The 20858-nt window shown below is 29.8% G+C and carries 17 protein-coding genes; 14 read left to right on the forward strand and 3 right to left on the reverse strand.

Going from position 1 to position 20858, the window contains the following annotated elements; genetic code table 11:
* Positions 1 to 367 precede the first annotated feature (367 nt).
* Positions 368 to 1267: a GNAT family N-acetyltransferase gene (locus tag BR66_RS0117755; RefSeq protein ID WP_026884110.1), complete on the forward strand. Its 900-nt coding sequence runs from the start codon at positions 368 to 370 to the stop codon at positions 1265 to 1267.
* Positions 1268 to 1425: 158 nt separating this feature from the next.
* Here the strand turns inward: BR66_RS0117755 and BR66_RS0117760 are convergent, their stop codons facing one another.
* Entirely contained in the window at positions 1426 to 2742 is a 1317-nt protein-coding gene (locus tag BR66_RS0117760) for an FAD-binding oxidoreductase (RefSeq protein WP_026884111.1), read from the reverse strand.
* Between the two features lie 462 nt (positions 2743 to 3204).
* Positions 3205 to 3690: a QueT transporter family protein gene (locus BR66_RS0117765; protein WP_026884112.1), complete on the reverse strand. Its 486-nt coding sequence runs from the start codon at positions 3688 to 3690 to the stop codon at positions 3205 to 3207.
* 199 nt (positions 3691 to 3889) lie between these two features.
* Between BR66_RS0117765 and ade the strand changes: the two genes are divergently transcribed.
* The 9 genes from ade (at position 3890) to BR66_RS0117810 (ending at position 13031) form a co-directional block, all read left to right on the forward strand.
* On the forward strand, positions 3890 to 5611 hold the full coding sequence (gene ade / locus BR66_RS0117770) for an adenine deaminase (RefSeq protein WP_026884113.1): 1722 nt from the start codon (positions 3890 to 3892) through the stop codon (positions 5609 to 5611).
* A 28-nt stretch (positions 5612 to 5639) separates the two neighbouring features.
* Positions 5640 to 6506 (forward strand): tRNA 2-thiocytidine biosynthesis TtcA family protein, encoded by an 867-nt coding sequence (locus BR66_RS0117775; RefSeq protein ID WP_026884114.1) that lies wholly within the window; start codon positions 5640 to 5642, stop codon positions 6504 to 6506.
* 349 nt (positions 6507 to 6855) lie between these two features.
* Entirely contained in the window at positions 6856 to 8478 is a 1623-nt protein-coding gene (locus BR66_RS0117780) for a PAS domain-containing sensor histidine kinase (protein ID WP_242841179.1), read from the forward strand.
* Positions 8479 to 8504: 26 nt separating this feature from the next.
* A complete protein-coding gene (locus tag BR66_RS0117785; RefSeq protein ID WP_026884116.1) occupies positions 8505 to 9137 on the forward strand; it encodes a hypothetical protein in 633 nt (210 codons plus the stop codon).
* A 50-nt stretch (positions 9138 to 9187) separates the two neighbouring features.
* A complete protein-coding gene (locus BR66_RS0117790) occupies positions 9188 to 9565 on the forward strand; it encodes a GerW family sporulation protein (protein WP_026884117.1) in 378 nt (125 codons plus the stop codon).
* A 159-nt stretch (positions 9566 to 9724) separates the two neighbouring features.
* On the forward strand, positions 9725 to 10204 hold the full coding sequence (locus BR66_RS0117795; protein WP_026884118.1) for an Lrp/AsnC family transcriptional regulator: 480 nt from the start codon (positions 9725 to 9727) through the stop codon (positions 10202 to 10204).
* Positions 10201 to 11370, forward strand: a complete 1170-nt coding sequence (locus BR66_RS0117800; protein ID WP_026884119.1) for a pyridoxal phosphate-dependent aminotransferase — start codon at positions 10201 to 10203, stop codon at positions 11368 to 11370. Before BR66_RS0117795 ends, BR66_RS0117800 begins: the two co-directional genes overlap by 4 nt.
* Before the next feature lie 213 nt (positions 11371 to 11583).
* A complete protein-coding gene (locus BR66_RS0117805; RefSeq protein ID WP_051624291.1) occupies positions 11584 to 12729 on the forward strand; it encodes an MGDG synthase family glycosyltransferase in 1146 nt (381 codons plus the stop codon).
* A 35-nt stretch (positions 12730 to 12764) separates the two neighbouring features.
* Entirely contained in the window at positions 12765 to 13031 is a 267-nt protein-coding gene (locus BR66_RS0117810; protein WP_026884121.1) for a hypothetical protein, read from the forward strand.
* A gap of 149 nt (positions 13032 to 13180) precedes the next feature.
* Here BR66_RS0117810 and dapG read toward each other — a convergent pair whose 3' ends face one another.
* Positions 13181 to 14389 carry an aspartate kinase gene (dapG, locus tag BR66_RS0117815; RefSeq protein ID WP_026884122.1) on the reverse strand — a complete coding sequence of 403 codons (1209 nt, stop codon included), beginning with the start codon at positions 14387 to 14389 and terminating at the stop codon, positions 13181 to 13183.
* A 326-nt stretch (positions 14390 to 14715) separates the two neighbouring features.
* Between dapG and metA the strand changes: the two genes are divergently transcribed.
* The 4 genes from metA to BR66_RS0117835 all read left to right on the forward strand — a co-directional run bounded on the left by metA (position 14716) and on the right by BR66_RS0117835 (position 20815).
* Entirely contained in the window at positions 14716 to 15633 is a 918-nt protein-coding gene (gene metA, locus BR66_RS0117820; protein ID WP_026884123.1) for a homoserine O-acetyltransferase MetA, read from the forward strand.
* A gap of 339 nt (positions 15634 to 15972) precedes the next feature.
* Positions 15973 to 16323, forward strand: a complete 351-nt coding sequence (locus BR66_RS26505) for a hypothetical protein (protein ID WP_242841180.1) — start codon at positions 15973 to 15975, stop codon at positions 16321 to 16323.
* A 192-nt stretch (positions 16324 to 16515) separates the two neighbouring features.
* Positions 16516 to 17670: an exonuclease SbcCD subunit D gene (locus BR66_RS0117830; RefSeq protein ID WP_026884125.1), complete on the forward strand. Its 1155-nt coding sequence runs from the start codon at positions 16516 to 16518 to the stop codon at positions 17668 to 17670.
* 1 nt (position 17671) lies between these two features.
* The gene (locus BR66_RS0117835) at positions 17672 to 20815 is read left to right on the forward strand and encodes an AAA family ATPase (RefSeq protein WP_026884126.1); all 3144 of its coding nucleotides are present in this window, start codon (positions 17672 to 17674) and stop codon (positions 20813 to 20815) included.
* Positions 20816 to 20858 lie beyond the last annotated feature (43 nt).

The following is a 20858-nucleotide window of genomic DNA, read 5'->3' on the forward strand; positions in this document are numbered from 1 at the left end:
CCTTAAAAAATCATGATTTCTATCATGAAAAGGATATATAATCGACAATAATCAAAATTTTAATTTTGCCATTCGAACTTACTCAGGGAGCGTAGCGAGTGGAGTTTCCTTAAAAAATCATAATTTCTAGCTAGAAAAGGAGTATATTACCACAAATAAATAACTTCCAATATGGTCTATTTATATTGGGAAGTTATTTAAGTTGTTTATAGCTTGAATTGTTAATACTAATATAACTTGGATCATGCTATTATTTATCTATTTTATCTACTAATTTTTATTTAAGAACTAAATCTAAGGTTGTCTTCATAAAAGTCCAATGATATTGTTAATGTACTATGAGAATGATATTGAGAGGATGATAACCATGGATCAAGTGCTAATTAACGGTAAAAAGTATACCTATATAAAGGATTTTAAACACAATGATTTGCTTAGAAAAAGTTACAATGAGTTAACACAAAAAATATATGGATTTGATTTTGAACAGTGGTATCAAGGGGGATATTGGGGAAGTGGATACCGACCTTATTCACTAATGGATGGTGAAAATATTGTGGCCAGTGTTGCAGCTAGTATTGTTAATTGTTTGGTTTTAGGAGAAAGGAAAAGATATATACAAATAGGAACAGTGATGACTGATTCTGTATATAGAAACCAAGGACTAGCTAGATATCTTATGGAAAAAGTCATAGAAGAATATAATAATAAATGTGATATGATATATTTATTTGCTAATGATGGTGCATTAGAGTTCTATCCGAAATTTGGATTTACTTCTACTAGTGAATATCAATATTCTAAAACAATTATAAATGAGAATGAAGATATAGTCGCAGAAAAGCTAGACATGTCTTTAGAAAATAACAAAAAATTACTTGTTGAAAAAGCTAATAATTCAATTTCAATGTCAAAGTTAACAATACTAAAGAATGTAGCACAGGTCATGTTTTATTGTACTTCCTTTATGAGTGACAATGTTTACTACTTAAGAGAAGAAAATGTAATTGTAATTGCCGAGTTTCATGGTGATACATTACATTTACAGGATATATTTTCAGATTCAGAGGTTGATTTAGACATTATTATTAAATTGCTTACAAATAAAGAAGTAAAAACTGTAGATTTTGGATTTACACCTAATGATGTAAATAACTATGATATAAAATTATTTCGTCAGGATGACACAACCTTATTTGTTATGGAGGATAAAGCAGAATTATTGCAAGATAATAAATTAATGTTTCCTTTGCTATCTCATGCATAAGTGACACTCAAAATTTTAATTTTGCCATTCGAACTTACTCAGGGAGCGTAGGGAGTGGAGTTTCCATTAAAATAAGGGCTATATAGATAAAAATGTATATAATCAGCAATACAACAATATAATATAATATAATATAAGGCATTGCTGATCATTACATATTAAGGTTTTATTGATTGTTGGAATTTAAATATATCATTTGGGTCATAGGTTCTTTTTACCTTCTTTAGGTCATGATAATTGCCGCCGTAGTAGGCATAACCATAATTTTTAAGCTCAGCATAAGGAAAGTTTACATAGCAGCCATCTGTTAGTGGTTTAACATATTTAAAAACCTCTTCAACCCAGCTAGTATAGAGTTTTGCATTTTCATCTTTTTCCCAATCTGCAGTTATACCAATAATATATTTTGCACTTCTGTAGTAATATGCAGAATAATTATTAGGTAAATTTTTTATTTTTCCACCCAAAGAATATAGTCTAATATAGCAGCTATCTTCTCCAGGACTCATGTCCACATATTCAATTAAATTTTTTATATTTCCTTTAGTTAAGGTTCTGTATACAAATCTACCTGTGGCTTTAAATCTATTTGGTGGTCCATAAAAAGAACCAATAGCTCCCACTGCATCAATAAAAGGTACATGTTCTATTGAAGAATCGTCTAATAACCCAGGAAGTAGTAAAAACTTTTCCAAAATCTTTTCGGCCTCTGATTTGCTTCCATAGAAAAATCCATTTAAATATATGCTATTTTTGTTAAAACCAGAAAAACAGCTAATCTTTATTGGTGCGGTTTTTAACCATCTTTGCCATAAATCAAAGAACTTATCTCTTGAAGATCCATCCCATCTAAGTTGTATAAGAGTAATTTTGTCCACTTTATAAACTTTAAAAGTGTAGCAGATTACTACGCCAAAATTCCCACCACCTGCTCCTCTACAAGCCCAAAATAATTCGGGATTAATATTGCGGTTTACAGTTAGTAGTTTGCCACTTTCATCCACTATTTGTAGTTCCAAAAGATTGTCTGTTACTAAACCAAAATTTCTACAGGATAAACCTATTCCACCACCTAATACTAGACCTGATATTCCAACTGAAGGGCATGTTCCACCATAGAAACCATAACCTTGATCCCAAAGTTTTGAATAAATATTTCCGAGTAGTGCACCAGATTGAATTTTTGCGATATTTTGTTCAGTATCAATATCAATTTTGTTCATATAAAGTGTATCGATTATTAAAATACCTGTACCTGTTGAATAACCTTCGTAATTATGACCTCCATTACGAATGCGCAGTCTCACATGGTTTCTTCTACACCATTTTATAGCATTAGATACATCCACATAATCATAACAATAAACAATTGCCAGAGGAAATTTGTTAATTGCTAGGTTGTATTCAAGTCTTAAAATATCATACTCTTTATCTGAAGGAGTTATAACTTTACCTGTTAATTCATTAAAACTCATAATATCTCCCCTAAGTGACACTCAAAATTTTAATTTTGCCAGTGGAACTTACTCAGCGAACGCAGTGAGTTGAGTTTCCATTAAAAAAATAATCTATATCTATACAAGTGTATGCCACTAGCAAAAAACGAAATATCATAGAATGAGAATCAAAATTTCACATTTTGCTATTCGAATTTACTCAGCGAGCACAGCGAATCGAGTTTCCATTTAATTTGCTATGACATTTGTCATATATATTTTATTCCTCATGTTACTAAAAAGTTCAACAAATTTAAGTTATTATAATACTTTAGGATGTGATTGTATGATTGTTGAAGTGAAAAATTGAATTTAAGGAATAGGACGGAGCTTGCTATTTTTTATATTAAAAATTTTTAAATAAGGCTGGTTTTAAAATAATAATACTATCTAATAAAATGCAAATTAAAGGGAAGTCAAAAATGACTTCCCTTTAAAAAATTAATCAAATTTAAGAAATTTAACTAATCTTTCATCTTTTAAAAATGATCTAAACACAGGATATCCTATACATGTTACTACTATAAATTCACCTATAGCCACTTCGCCAAAACTTAACCAAAATGGAACCTTGGATATAAAATAAAGTTCAAGAGCAATGATAAGACCATTTACAATGCTAGGCCAAAGCGTTGCCAGCAAAAGATTTTTTGTTTTACTTACCATAATAACAGCTATAAAAGTTGCCAAACTCCCAAATACTACATCGGCAATACCAATTGGGCTAAATAGATTTGCAATAACGCAACCTAAAACTAGACCTGGTACATAACCAAAATCAATAAAAGCCAGTAGTACCATGACCTCAGTTAACCTAAGTTGTATTGGACCATAAGCAATTGGTGATATAAAAAGTGTAAGTGCACCATAGATAGCAGCTACCATAGCCGTTTTTACTAAGTTTTTTGTTGTAAAAAAATTTTTCATTTTATTCTCCTCGCGTAGTTTTATTTATAGACAGGAAGCTTACGAACTGTCTGACTTAACCATTTTATCAGCTTGTCATAAATATATCAATATATAATTTAATACTGTAACAGATAGGCATTATAGCTTAATTCTCTTGTTATTTATTTTAGGATGTCGTAATATTAATATAATTAATATATATATGAGGAGCAAAAACATGAGTGTGGAAATGAAACAAAAAAGAATAAATGTGGCAATGAAAAGGCATAAGGCAGATCTGGTAATTAAAAATGCAAACATTGTAAATGTGTTTACAAAAGAAATTATCAAGGGTGACATCGCTATATGTAAGGATCAAATTGTAGGAATTGGAGATTATAACGGTGATATAGAAATCGACGCAAAAGGACGATTTGTTTGTCCAGGTCTCATTGATAGTCACGTTCATATAGAATCCTCAATGGTTACGCCTGGAGAATTTGCTAAGGCGGTGATACCACATGGAACTACAACTATTATTGCAGATCCCCATGAAATTGCCAATGTTTGCGGGATAAATGGTATTAATTTTATGCTTAATGAAGCTAAAAATTTACCAATTAACATATACTTTATGATGCCTTCATGTGTACCTAGTACTCCTTTTGAAAATAATGGTGCGGATTTAACAGCAGAACTTATGGCACTTCATTTATCAAATGATAGGATACTAGGACTTGGGGAAGTAATGGATTATCCATCTGTAGTTAAAGCAGATGAATTAATACTTAAAAAAATAGATTTATTTGATGAAAAAACAATTGATGGACATTCTCCAAATCTTAAAGGTAAAGAACTTAATGCATATAGAGCAGCTGGGATAATGACGGATCATGAATGTTCAACAATTGATGAGGCTCTTGAGAGATTGCGACTTGGAATGTATGTTCAAATCAGAGAAGGGTCTGGAGCAAAAAACTTAGAAGAACTCGTAAGTGGACTGGTAAAATATAAATTTAATCTTGATAGATGTATATTTTGTACAGACGACAAGCATCTTGATGATATCAAAAAAAATGGACATATAAGCTATAATGTTAAAAAGGCAATTAAACTTGGAGTTAATCCAATAGATGCAATTTGTATGGCTACGATAAATGCTGCAAATTGTTATAAACTTAAAAGGCTTGGGGCCATAGCACCAGGATATTCAGCAGATATTTTAATATTGGATAGTCTTGAAGACTTTATTGTACATAAAGTATTATATCGTGGGAATTTGGTATATGATAATGAAAAAATAATAGCTAATATATCTACACAAATTTATGATAAAAACGTTTTTAATACAGTGAGAATTCAAAGTGTAAAAGCGGAAGATTTAAAAATAAGATTAAAAACGGATAGAGTTCCTGTAATAAGTCTTATTGCAAATGAACTTACAACTAAAAAGAAAATAGAAAAGGTTAACTTAGTAAATGGAGAATTTATACAAGATGAAAATTTTTCAAAGGTAGCGGTGATAGAAAGACATAAAGCAACTGGGAACATTGGACTTGGGATAGTGGAAAATTTCGGCATTAAAGGTGGGGCTATAGCAAGCACAGTAGCACATGATTCACATAATCTTATAGTCATTGGCGATAATGATAGAGACATGTTGATAGCAGTAGAGGAACTTAAAAAAGTTAATGGTGGCTATACAGTTGTAAGTAATGGAGTAGTGAAAGGAACTTTAGAGTTACCAATTGCAGGAATAATCAGTGATAAATCTTCTGAATATGTTATGAATACATTACACAAGATGCTTCAAGAAGCTAAAAAACTTAATATAAATGAAAATATAGATCCATTTATTACATTGTCATTTATTGCACTACCAGTTATACCAGAGATTAGAATTACGGATCAAGGATTGTTTGATGTTACAAAGTTTCAATTTATAAAATACAATGAATAAAAATTGAATTTTAAGTGAGGTGAATCATTTGAGTATTATTGCAGGAAGTGGATGTGAAGTTATTACCCCATTGTGTGACATAAAACCATTGGAAGAAATAGAGCGCAGTATAATTAAAAAATATAGAAAAAGTACATGGACCAAATTTATAAATGCAATTAAAACATTTAATTTAATTGAAGAGGATGACAAAATTGCAGTAGCTGTTTCTGGTGGAAAAGACAGTCTTTTAATGGCTAAAATGTTTCAAGAATTAAAGAAGTATACTGAAGTTAATTTTGAACTTGAATTTATTGCTATGGATCCAGGGTTCCATGCGAGTAATAAGGAATTACTGCTAAATAATTGTGAGTATTTAAAAATACCAGTGAAATTATTTGAGTCTGGTATTTTTGAAGTTGTGGAGAAGATTGCAAAGGATTATCCATGTTATATGTGTGCCAAAATGAGAAGAGGTGCGCTTTATAATAAAGCCAAGGAACTTGGTTGCAATAAACTTGCACTTGGGCATCATTTTAATGATGTCATTGAAACTACAATGCTTAATGTATTTTGTTCAGGAAATTTTAAAACTATGAAACCAAAACTTAAATCTACGAATTTTGAAGGAATTGAGCTAATAAGACCATTGTATTATATAGAAGAAGATGATATAAAAGCATTTGTTAGGAATAATGGACTCTCCACCATGAACTGTGGATGTATAGTTGCTGCCAATAAAACTTCTAGTAAGAGAAAAGAAATTAAGGATTTAATTGCGGAGCTTAAAAAAAGTTTTAAGGATGTGGATAAATCAATTTTTAAAGCTGGGGAAAATGTTAATATGGATTCAATTGTAGGATGGGAAAAAGATGGTATTAAGCATTCTTTCTTGGACATATATGACGAAGAATAATTTTAGTTTATAATTGAAATATGGTATATATTAATTATTACGCCTTTATTTTTATAGTATAATAATATTAACTGTTAATATATATAATTACATCTTTTAAGTTGCTATATTATGTTTTTATAAATTAAATTGGACGTGATGGATTATAATGAAGCAATGGAAGAATATTAGTGATGAAATCAAGATAAATAAATTTATATGGATTATAAGAATAGGAATATTAATTTTTAGCAGTATATCCATATGTAATGAAATTTTTATAAACTTTTACAATATTGATTTTAGGATTAGACTTATATTACTATTATGTTTTCAAATATCAATAGTTTTTTGGATGATATGGCATATAATGATAAAAATATTAGGATATAGTTATAGTAAAAAAATTAGAATGTCAGATAATCTAATGTTTATTATAATTATATCCGTACTTATAATTATTACAAACACCTATGGAAATTATTTTAAATATTTTTTAACACTGGTGATTATTTCTTCTACTATAGAAGTCAGCGTAGAGTTTGGAACTTTTATAACAGTAGTTTCATCTGTAATAATTTTGTGTATAGATTTGACATACAAGCCTATAACAAGTGTAAATTATTATTTCCGGAATGATTTAATTTTAATTGTTGTGTTTATGTTACTTGCATGGCCAATTTTATGTTATATAAGAATTATAGATAATAGCATAAAGAAAAAAAATCATCAATTAATGATTTTAAATAGTGAAATAGAAAAAAAAGATGAGCAAAACAGGGAAATGGAAAAATATGTTATGACAAATAAAGTATGTTATAATTTATTTATCAAAAATTCCTATGAGGCTATATTAATTCATCATTTCGATAAGTTGATATTTGCAAATGAGAGTGCAACTAAACTTTTAGGGGTTAAAAAAACATCAAGTTTAATTTCTAAATCTATTTATTCTTTTTTCCCAAATGAGGATAATGAAAAAATTAAAACACAGTTTAAACAAATTTATGAAGAAAAAAATATTAAAACTGTATTTGAACATAGGATACTAAATTATGATAATATACTTATAAATATAGAAAATACTTCAGCCTTTTTTATTTATCAAGGGAAGGCTACAATTTTAAGTGTTTTTAGAAATATAAGTGCAGAAAAACAAGTGAAACAATTACAAAGAGACATACAAAAGAATTCCAAACTATTAGAGGAATCAAGAAAATCGAATAAAGAAATAATGGAATTTTTTGTCAATATATCTCATGAATTAAAGACTCCTCTTAACCTTATATTTTCTTCATTACAGATGATAAATTTGTACAATCAACACAAAGATGGATACATTGAAAAGAGAAGTAACTACGTAAAAATTATAAAAAATAACAGTTACAGGCTTTTAAAATTGATAAATAACCTATTGGATTCAACTAAAACAGATAATGGGTTTTCAAAACTTCATTTTGAAAATAAAAATATTATTAGTTTTGTGGAAGATGTTACTTTATCAGTAGCATATTATGCTGAAAGTAGAGGTATTAGGCTTATTTTTGATACTGACGTAGAAGAAAAAAATATGGCATTTGATTGTGATAAAGTTGAAAGGATTATTTTAAATTTACTATCAAATTCTGTTAAATTCACTAACTCAGGTGGGGAGATATATGTTAATATTAAAGATGGAAAAGATTATATTGTGATTTCAGTAAAAGATACAGGTATTGGTATTCCAAAAGACAAACAAAAGGTTATATTTGAAAAGTTTGGACAAGTAGACAAAACTTTAAGTAGAAACAAAGAGGGCACAGGACTAGGACTATCTATAGTAAAATCATTTGTAGAGCTTCATGGAGGTAATATAAAGGTTAAAAGTGAAATAGGTAAAGGTAGTGAATTCATTGTAAAACTTCCAGTTAAACACATAAAAAGCAGTAAAGAAAACAAAACATTTTTTGAAACGGATACAGAAAGAATCAATATAGAATTCTCTGATATATAGACAAATAGTTTAGGTAGGTTGATATTATGTTTGTGTTGATTTTGTTTTTTAAAATTTTATTAATAATACTAATTGTATTTATAACAATATCAATTATAGTATTAGTAGTTCCTTATACCTATGATATAAATTACAATATAAGTAATGATATAAATGGGATTGTAAGTGTAAAATTTTTTTGGGGATTAGTGAAATTCCAGCATGAGAGATTTCAGAATAAAAATAACTTCAAAATATATTTGTTTAATTTGAGAATATATAACAAGAAATGTGAAGAAGAAAAAGAAGTTGCGGTTGGTGAAAAAACAAATTCTAAAGTAAAAAAAACATTGAATTTAAAATATATTGGGTATAAATTAATTAAAAAAACAGTTGGATTTCTTTATGAAATTGGTAATCTAATAAAACCAAAAAAATTTGTAATACGTGGGACATATGGGTTTGATGATCCATTAGTCACAGGTGTTATAGCATCGCTAGTTCCTATTGTAAAGACTATAGTATCACCAGTAGATATTGATCTCAGCCCATCATTTTTAGATGAAAATATAAATATAAACATTAACTGCGAAGGAAAATTAAGTATTTTTATTATTGGTTTTAAAACTTTAAGGTTTGTGCTTAAAAATAATGTGAGAAAAATTTTTAAGGAAGCTTAATAAAATAACAAATAATATAAAACTATCTTATATGCTAGGAGGAATAGAAAATGGAAAATATATCATCGATAAAAGATAATGTGGACTCTCTATTTAAGAACTTGGAAAGATTTTTAAAAACTGAAACTGTGGTTGGTGAACCAATTGTGGTTGGTGACATAACATTAGTACCAATTATTAGTGTGGTGTTTGGATGTGGAACAGGTGAGGGGCAAGCTGATAAAAAGCAAGGGGCAGGAGGCGGACTTGGCGCGGCAGCAAAAGTTACTCCGAATGCTATAGTTGTGATTAAAGATGATAAAGTTACACTGCTACCTATTAATGGTAAAAGCAATTTAGATAATTTACTTGATATGGTTCCAGGGATACTTTCAAAAATTAAAACAAAGAAGCCGGAAAAAGTAAAATCAGAAGTAAATAATAAATAGATAACTAAGACCTTGAACAAATAATTTTATATTGGTATAATAGTTTGAAATTGTGAACACTATGGAGAAATTATGGTGGCATTATGAATATATTTTTGTCCACTTAATAGGATGAAAGTATATTTTTTTTATAAAATAATAAATTAGGAGTTGTATTCGATGGATGAGATTCTTGAGATTCTTGAAAAAAACAGTAATTATACTGTAGAACAAATAGGAAAAATGACAGGTAGAACTGTGGAGGAAGTTAGCCAGGCAATAAAAGAATATGAAGAAAAAAATATTATTGCGGGATATTCTGCATTAATAAATTGGGATAGTACTAGTAAAGAATCAGTACTTGCACTTATTGAAGTTAAAATAACACCTCAAAGAGGGGTAGGTTTTGATAAAGTTGCTGAAAGAATATATAAATTTCCAGAGGTTAAATCCTGCTATCTAATGTCAGGCGGTTTTGATTTAACAGTTATTATCGAGGGAAAGACTATTAAAGAAGTTGCCCTTTTTGTAGCAGAAAAACTTGCAGTTCAAGAATATGTTTTAAGTACAGCTACCCATTTTGTTTTAAAAAAATATAAGGACAAAGGAATAATATTTAAGGAAAAACCAGAAGATGATAGGGAGGTTACTTTTATATGAAGCTAGAAGATATGATATTAAACAGAGTAAATAATATGCCACCTTCAGGAATAAGAAAATATTTTGATATGATATATGACATGGATGATGCCATATCACTTGGCATAGGTGAACCAGACTTTGTAACCCCTTGGAATATAGTAGAAGCAGGTATTTATTCCTTAGAGAAAGGACATACCCATTACTCTGCTAATGCAGGTATTGCTGAACTTAGAAAGGAAATATGTAAATCATTAAGTAAAAATTATGGCCTAAATTATGATTATAATGAAGAAGTTATTGTAACCGTTGGTGGAAGTGAGGGTATAGATATTGCTTTAAGAGCACTTGTAGGACCAGGGGATGAAGTAATAATTCCAGAGCCTAGCTTTGTAGCCTATAAAGGATGTACAGCGTTTACTGGAGCTAAAGCTAAAATTATAAATTTAAGAGCAGAAGATGAATTTAAGCTTACACCGGAACTTTTAGAGGCTGCATTAACTTCAAGGACTAAGGTAGTAATAATTCCTTTCCCAAACAATCCCACAGGAGCTATTATGACAAGAGAAGAACTAAGCAAGATAGTTGATATATTAAAAGGAAGAGATATAATAATATTGTCAGACGAAATATATTCAGAACTTACCTATGGTAATAAACATGTATCTATAGCAAGTTTTCCAGAAGTAAGAGATAAAACTTTAGTGATAAATGGGTTTTCTAAAGCGTATGCTATGACTGGCTGGAGACTTGGATATGTATGTGGAAATAAAATATTAATAGATGCAATGAAAAAGATACATCAGTATGCAATAATGTGTGCACCTACTACGGCTCAATATGCAGCCATTGAAGCTTTGAAAAATGGTGAAACCTCAGTTTACGAAATGACTAGCGAATATAACAGAAGAAGACGCGTAATTGTGTCAAGTTTTAAAAAAATGGGGCTTCAGTGTTTTGAGCCTTTAGGTGCATTTTATGTATTCCCATGTATAAAATCCACGGGACTAAACTCTGATGAATTTTGTGAAAAATTGTTAAAGCAAGAAAAGGTTTTAGTTATACCAGGAAATGCCTTTGGTGAATGTGGAGAAGGATTTGTTAGAGTGTGTTACTCTTCTTCCATGGATAACATATTAGAATCCATGACAAGAATTGAAAGATTTATAAAACAAATAAAGAGATGACATGAGAGCACATGGTAGTATGAATGAAGTAATTACAGATAAGCAGAAAGTACTTGCAAAGTAGATCTATATTTTTGAATACTAACTTTTGGGTGCATTTTAACTTTGTATTTTGCATAAGGTTTAATGTATAAGGATTGGCTAATTAAAGCTAAATTTATTTATGTGTTGTTTAATAATTCATTTATCCCCATAAAACAAGGAGGAGAAATCGTGAATATATTAATTATATCTTCAAATAACACTGGATCTGGACATAAAAGCATAGCTGAAGCATTATTGGAGCAATTTGATAAACTTGAAAATGTTAATGCAAAGGTTATTGAAGGATTTAACACAAATGGAACTTTGGGAAATACAGTAAGTAAATCATATGGATTTTTAACTAGGAGAGCAAGAGTATTGTGGAAGGCTGTTTGGAATATTTCATTAAAAAGGCCAGAACTTATAATAAAATTGACTGAAAAAACTATGGAAAAAAACTTCATAAAGATATTAGACATGGAAAAACCTGATCTCATTTTATCAATTCATCCTAATTTTAATGGCCCAGTTTTAAATATATTGTATAAAAACGGTTATAGAGTACCATTTGTTACGTTAATTGCTGATTTAATAAGTATAACTCCCTTATGGGTAGATAAAAGGGCAGATCTTATAATATGTCCAACAGAAGAAGCTAAAGATAAGTGTATTGGATTTGGAGCTTTAGAATCAAAAATTAAAGTTGTGAAATTTCCTGTGCGTTCAAGATTTTACAACTTGAAACATAAAAATGATATTATTATTAGTGATAAATTTCAAAAAAACATAGAATTTTTACTTATGAGTGGAGGAGAAGGTGTTGGAAATTTAGGTAATATAGCAGAAATACTTCTTGAAAACTTTAATTGTAAGGTGAAAATTATTGCTGGAAAAAATACAATATTAAAAAATAAACTTGAAAACAAATATTCTAATAAGTATGGGGATAGACTTGAAATTTATGGATATGTTACAACTGTCAATAGGCTTATGCAAGATGTTGATGTATTGATTACCAGGGGAAGTCCTAATGTTTTGATGGAGGCTGTTGCTTCAAACTTACCTGCAATAATAACAGGGGCATTACTTGGGCAAGAAGAGGAGAATTCTTATTATATAGAAAAAAATAATTTGGGTATAGTATGCCGTGATTATAATAATATAAAAGCTACAGTTGAAGACTTGTTTGCCTCAGATGGTAAGCTTATCGATGATATAAAAAAATCACAGAGGGAATATACAGATAAAGAATCAACAAAAAAAACTGTGGACTTTGTGGTGAGGCTTGCTATAGAAATTGGTCAAAGTGAGAAATATAGTGCTAAACTGGGATAGTGTAAGAAAAATTTTATTTACGAACAGGAGAAAATATGCTGAAAATATGGGGAAAGGTTATAAAAAACAACAGAATGATAAAAGAAACTGTGGTAATTTCTGATATAGAAGGGTCTTACCAGGAGAATTTGAAAGCCTGCATTAAAGAACTGTGTTATAAACTTGATATTTCAAAACCTTATTGGTTGTCCCCAAATGTTAAAGAATATAATAATAGAAGAAGAACTACATTCAACCAAAATCATTTTATTGACCAAATTGACTTTGATAAATTTATAATTCAACAAATAGACTTCATCTAAGGGGCATTTGTAAGGTTCCAGATATCAAACAAAAGAAGATACCTCCCAATGATTTTTTAATCATTGGGAGGTATCTTCTTTTCTGATCAATTTTTGTGAAGTTACCAAACAATCATCAGAACCTGTACGTGCAAAGGCAAAATTGTCACTTATTTTTGGCTACTAGTGCAAAATTCCCTATGAAGTGCATTTACGGCTTTATGAGCAAGATCAGTTTTTACAAGGCACCATATTGTTTCATGGGAGTCGGCGGTTTGCAAAACATCAATATTTTCATGTCTTAAGGTTTTTACGATTTTTGCCATGACACCAGGTTTACCAGCCATTTTATTTCCAATAAGAGAAATTTTACTGCAATTTTTTTCACAAGAGTATTTTAAATTTAAAACTTTAGTAACTTTATCAAATCTAATAAAATCATTTTTGTCTATGGTAAAAATACTTTCTTTAGGGAATACATTGATTAAATCTATGCTTATTTTATCTTCAGCTAGCAAATCAAGTATAGTAGAATAATTTTCATTTTCATCATTGCAAGAGGCAGAAAATTTAATTTGGACTCTATTGTCCATTTGAGTTATTCCATCGATGAAATTATTACATTTATCATTACAAGTAGCACTTATTAGTGTGCCATTGCTACTATTAAGGGTATTCTTAATAATCAAAGGTATATTTCCACGTGCAGCAATTTTAACTGCTCTTGGGTGTATAACTTTAGCACCTTGGTCTGCAAATTGGTAAACTTCTGAGTAGCTTATCTCTTCAATTAGGGAAGCTTCTTTTACAACTCGAGGGTCAGCTGTCATTATTCCATCTACATCTGTGTAGATTTCAACTTTTTTTGATTTTATAGCTAAGCCAATGAGGCTCGCAGTGACATCACTTCCACCTCTACCTAAGGTTGTTAAATATCCATCTTCACTTAAACCCTGAAAGCCTGCAACTACTGGGACTTTACCTTCATTTAAGATTTCGAGTATTTTTTCAGGATTAACTCTGAGAACAGTAGCATTGCTAAAGTTACTGTTTGTAATTATTCCAGCTTGACCGCCTAAAAGTGGCACAGCTTTAATTGATTTTTTATTTAAATCATTACTCATTACTACTGTACTTATAATTTCTCCACAACTCATAAGTAAATCACATGCTTGTAAATTATCATTTTTAAAATTATTATCTAGTAAGGAAAGTAGCGTATCAGTGGCATAAGGGTCACCACTCCTTCCCATGGCAGAAACTACAACCACGGGCATGAAACCATCTGCAATAGCTTCTAAAACCTTCTCTGTTACCATAAATCTTCTATCTTCAGAGGACACAGAAGTGCCACCAAATTTTTGTACCACTATTTTCATAGGTAACCTCCAATTATTTCAAATAGAGCATCACTTAAACAAAAAATACTATTATAATGAGTATTTCTTTCGGATGATGCCTAATATTTATTTTCTTCTTATATTATTATATATGCAAACCATGTAAAATGAGTTGCATATAATGCTATAAATATTGCAAATAATGCTTTTTGAAATCTGAAAAAAATATAGGATTTTCAGTAGTTATTTTTGTGAAGAAGTCAGGGCAGTATTGAAGTAGTTAATGATTTGATTTATAATTTTAGGTATGTATACATTTATTATAAATTAAAAATCAATTTATGTTTGAAAGGAGATGGGTCTTTGTGCCAATAAATATACCAAATGAACTCCCTGCAACTGAAATTTTAAATAGTGAAAACATCTTTGTTATTAATGAGGCACGTGCGTCTAAGCAAGATATACGACCATTGAGCATAGCTATAGTGAACTTGATGCCGGTTAAAATAACTACTGAGACTGAAATATTAAGACTTTTATCTAATTCACCAATTCAGATAGATATAACTTTAATCAATACAAAAACTCATTTTTCAAAGAATACATCTGAAGAACACCTAATAAAATATTATGAAACCTTTGATAATATAAAAGATAATAAATATGATGGACTTATAATAACAGGAGCTCCCATAGAGCACTTGGATTTTGAAAATGTGGATTATTGGAATGAAATTGAAGAAATTATGGAATGGAGCAAATCAAATGTTTATTCTACTTTTCATATATGCTGGGGTGCACAGGCAGGACTTTATTACCACTATGGCATACCCAAATATCCACTTTGTGAGAAGAAAAATGGCGTTTTTAAACATAGCATAAACAAAAAAAATGTTAAACTGCTTCGTGGATTTGATGATACTTTTTATGTACCACATTCTAGACATACAGAGGTAAGAAGAGAGGATATAGTAAAAGTGCCTGAACTTGAAATACTTTCTGAATCTGAAGAGGCAGGTGTGTATATAGTTGCATCAAAAGATGGACGACAAATTTTTGTCATGGGACATTCGGAATATGATGCACTGACATTGAAAGAAGAATATGATAGAGATATCTCAAATGGTTTTAAAATAAACATACCACAAAATTATTTTCCTAATGATGATCCTACCTTGGCACCAGTTGTAAGATGGAGAGGACATGCTAATTTATTGTATTCTAATTGGCTTAACTATTATGTTTATCAGGAAACGCCTTATAAATTAAATGAAATTGAGTAATTAGGTACTATAAAATTTGGGATAACACAATAATAAAATTTGAATATAATATTTAATAGAGAAAGTTTATGATGCAATAAGATTAAAAGTACATAGCAATAAAAAAAGGAGTGTTTTATCATAAGCACTTATCAAAAATATATAAAAGATTTTAATATAAATCTTTTACAATGCACCGTTTTAGGCAAAGGACATAATGGAATTGTATACTTACTACCTGATGGAAAAGTGATGAAGGTATGTATCACGGAAAGTAGCTGTAGGGGGGAATATTATATTTTAAACAAGGTTAATGGAAATAAATATTTTCCTAGAGTATACGGAATGAGTGGAAACTATATGATTAGAGATTATGTTGGTGGTGAATCACTAAGCGATTATGTTAAAGAATATGGATTTAGTGAAAGTTTGGCTAGTAAGATGATTTTGTTACTTGAAGAATTTGATAAACTAAAATTCACCAAACGAGATATACGCTGTAAGGATATATTTGTGGAGCCAGATGGGAATCTTAGAATAATTGATCCCAAAAAAAGTTTTTCAAAGTATAGAGATTTTCCAAGACATCTATCCAAAGGACTAAAAAGACTAGGGGTACTTGACGACTTTATGAAGGTTCTAAAAAATGAGTGTCCTGAAAAATATAGAATGTGGAATAAAAAAATATATAAATATATAAACAGTCTTTAAAAATATAGTATGGCATAAAAGGCTAACTAAGGCATCTGAAAAAAACAGGACAGCATAGGTGGTCATTGTTTTTTGAAGATGCCTACGACTTTAGATGAATATTTAAATATCAAGAGGCAAGTTTTATTAAAAAATTGGTAAAATCATTCGGTGTACAAGTTAATACACTAGATATTAAAAGTAGGTGTTTTTATGAGAATTCTACATACTGCGGATTGGCATATAGGTAAAATTGTTAATGGGGTACATATGACAAAAGATCAAGAGTACATACTAGAAAAACTAATCCAGATAATAAAAGAAGAAAAGCCAGATGTAATTGTTATCGCAGGAGATTTGTATGACAGGAGTATACCACCAGTGGATGCGGTAGAACTACTAGATTCTACATTCTCAAAAATATTGCTGGAACTTAAAGTACCTATTCTGGCCATTGCCGGTAATCATGACAGTGCTGATAGGGTAAGTTTTGCTAATAAAATTTTAAGGGACAAAGGACTTTATATAGAAGGAAAATATAATGGAACTGCGGCTAAGGTAACATTAAAAGATGAATATGGCCCTTTGAATTTTTATTTAATTCCATATTCCGATCCTGCAGAGGTGAGAGAAACTCTTCGGGATGAAGGCATAAAAACTCATGATGATGCTATGAAAGCTATAATTAATAGAATTGAGTTGGATACTTCAGAGAGAAATGTAGCGGTGGTACATGGTTATATAACAGGAGCCGAGGCTCTTGAGCAAAGTGACTCTGAGAGACCATTGTCAATTGGAGGCACAGATTTTGTAGATGTAAATTATCTTTCATCTTTTAACTATGTAGCAATGGGGCATTTACATGGAAATCAGAAGGTAAGTAAAGAATACATAAGATATTCTGGTTCTATATTAAAGTATTCATTTTCAGAGGTGAATCATAAAAAGGGTGTAACTATTGTAGACTTAGATGGTAGTGGCAGTGCTAAAATAAGTTTTAAAGAACTAGTACCATTAAGAGATATGAGAAGGATTAAGGGTGAGCTAAGTAAACTCTTAGATCTCAATATTTACAAAGATACCAATGTACAAGACTATTTGCATGTGGTATTAACAGACCAAGGTGAACTTATTGATCCAATAAACAAGCTTAGAGAGGTATATCCCAATGTATTATCTCTTGAAAGATTTGATAGAAAAAAAAGTAGTGAAATCACTAGAACTTCAGCAGGTATATCAGTGAAAGAAAAAAGCAAATTAGAACTTTTTCGTACTTTTTATACCAATATCACGGGAAATGAATTTTTAGAAGAAAAGGAAGAAATTATAAAAGTAGTTATTGAGGAAGTAGAAAAGGGGGAAAGATAAAATGAGACCACTTAAGCTAATTATGTCTGCTTTTGGACCTTATGCAAGTGTTGAAGAAATAGATTTCACTAAACTTCAAGGCAAAAATATATTTGTTATTTCTGGTCCCACTGGTGCGGGGAAAACTACTATATTTGATGCTATAAGTTATGCTATATATGGAGAAGCTAGTGGTTCAGATAGAAAACAAGAAAACTTTAGAAGTGATTTCGCAAGTGATGATGTTTTAACTTATGTTGAACTCCTATTTGAACTTCATGGAAAAAGTTATTATATAAAAAGGATACCCAATCAAAAGAAAAAAAAAGCAAGAGGGAATGGTTATACTGAGCAGAAATCAGATGCAGAATTTAAAGATATAGCTGAAGGAAAAATCATAAGTGGTGTAAAAGATGTGGATACCAAGGTAATTCAGGTTATGGGTATAAATTATAGACAGTTTAAGCAACTTGTAATGCTTCCACAGGGAGAATTTAAAGAACTTTTAATTGCAGATAGTAAGTCCAAAGGTGAGATTTTAGGAAAAATTTTTAATACAGATGAGTTCTTGAAAATTCAATACAAATTGGATGATATGGCTAAAAAGCTTTTTTATGAAGTAGATGGATTTAAAAAAAGTAGAATTACAAATATTCAAAATATTAACAGCGGAGATAATGGGAACCTTAGAGATATAGTAACTTCGGATAGTATAAATACTTTGCAAGCATTGGAAGAATTAAAACATTATATTATAGAAGATAAGATCTATAAAAAAACTATGGACAAAGAGCTTGAAGTTATGCAAGAGTCTGTGGATAAAATTAAAGATGAAATCACCTTGGGAATTCAAATAAATCAAAATTTTATGGCAAAAGATTTAATTGAACAAGAAAAAAGTGTATTGGAAGCTAAAAAAGAAAGTGTGAATTTAAAAATACAGTCTCTTAAAAATGCAAAGAATGCGAGAAGTATAAAATCAGAAGAAGAGCTATTTTTTAGTAATGGAAAAGCAGTTAAGGATAGAGAAAAGACAAAATTATTGATAAAAGACAGTATTAAAGATAAACAAAAGGATTTAAAAATATCAAAAGATAATTATGAAAAAGAGCAGGGAAAAAGTGAAGAAGGAAATAGAATTTTAAGTGAACTTACTATTTTTAAAGGATATTATGATAAAGTAGCTAGTTATGAAGAAAAAAAATCAAGGATAAATGTATTAGAAAGGAATTTAAACAACTGTGAAACACAAAAAAATACCATTAAGATTGATATTGAAAATAGAGAAAAGGTGAGTCAGCATAGTTTTCTTGAAATTGAAAAATCACGTAAAGCTGCACTAGAATTTCTAAAACTTTCCTCTGAACTAGAGGGTATAAAAAATACATATAGTGGATTAAATAAGCTTTTACTTGAGCTAGAGAAATTGGATGGGATAAGAGAAAAATACATAAATGCTAATAGGGAGAATAAAAAATATGGGCTACTTTATGACCATGAAAAAAAAGAATATGATAAGTTTCAATGGGATTTTATAAGAGGTTTTGCAGGGAAATTAGCTGAAGACTTAAAAGAAGGAGAACCTTGTCCTGTTTGTGGTTCAATTCATCACACTAAAAAGGCAAAAAATGTTGCTGTAACATTATCCGAGGAAGATTTAAAGCTTAAATCAGAAAATTTAGAAATAACTTTAAAAAGTTTCAATGATAACAGTAAAAGTCTAGAACGATTTAAAGTAGAGGGTGAAGCACAGAAAAGTGTAGTGGATAATGCTAAAGATGAACTTGCAGTGAGTTATGATAGTAAACTTTGCACGCTACAAAAAACGGAACTAACAGCATTTGTTAGAAAAAGTATTGTGAATATTAAAAATCAAATTAATGAAATGAATAAGAGATATAAAGAACTTGATCAGCAGCAAAAACTTGTGGATAAATTACAGCTAGATTATGAAGCCAACAACAAAAATTTGGTGGAACATAGAACAAGTTTAGAAAAAATAAATATTAATTACACTGAAATTTATGGAGAAGTTCAAGGCGAAAAAAGGGTAATACTAGAACTTGAAAATGAGCTCCCTGAAAATATAAGAACCAAAGAAAGTCTGAAATTAAAAATAGAATCACTTACAAAAGAGCATAATGACATTACTAAAGCTCTTGAGAATGCACAAAAGGAACTTGAAAATTGTAAGATTCAGCATTCAAATCTTTTAAGAGATTTAGCAATTAGTGAAATTGAATTGAAAAATGCTAATTTGGAATGGGAAAACTCTAAAATTAATTTTGATAAAAAAATAAAACTAGCTGGATTTATGCATATGGAAAGTTTTTTAAGCAGTAAGTTATCAGAAGAAAACATTGAAAATTTAGAAAATGAAATAAAGGAATATAACGAAAAAGTTAAATCAAATGAGGATAGATATAAAGATATACTTATAAGGTTAAATGAAAAAAATATAGTAGATATTGATGAATTAAATGAAAAACTAAAAGTTAGAAACTATGAAAAACAGAAAATTTATGAAATTAATACTAAATTGTTTTCAAGAATAGAACATAATGAAAGCATTCTAAAAAATATTTTAACAATTAATGACCATATAGAAAAAATTGAGAATCAATACAGAAATATAGGGGAACTAAGCAATGTAGCAAATGGTAAAAATACAGAAAAACTAACCTTTGAAAGATATGTGTTAGCTTCATATTTTGATCAGATTATAGATGCTGCTAACATGAGATTTTCAAAGATGACAGCTAATAGATATGAAATGAGCAGGATAAAGGCAAAAGGTAAGGGAGCAGCACAAAGTGGACTTGAAATTGAAGTGTTTGATAACTATACAGGAAGGTATAGACATATTAAAACATTATCAGGAGGGGAAAGCTTTAAAGCATCACTAAGCCTAGCACTTGGACTAAGTGACGTTGTGCAGAGTTATGCTGGTGGCATAAGCCTAGACACAATGTTTATTGATGAAGGATTTGGAACGTTGGACACAGAGTCATTGGATAATGCCATACAATGTCTAATCAATCTTCAAAATACAGGTAGACTTGTAGGAATAATATCCCACGTGCAGGAACTTAAGGATAGGATTGATGCTAGACTTGAAATTGAAACAGATTCACAAGGTAGCACCACCAGATTTATTGTTAAATAAGTCATTATCAAAGAAATAACAAGTCAGTATCCTCAGAATCTTT

The sequence above is a fragment of the Clostridium akagii DSM 12554 genome (assembly GCF_000686725.1).
Taxonomy (GTDB): Bacteria; Bacillota; Clostridia; order Clostridiales; family Clostridiaceae; genus Clostridium_I; species Clostridium_I akagii.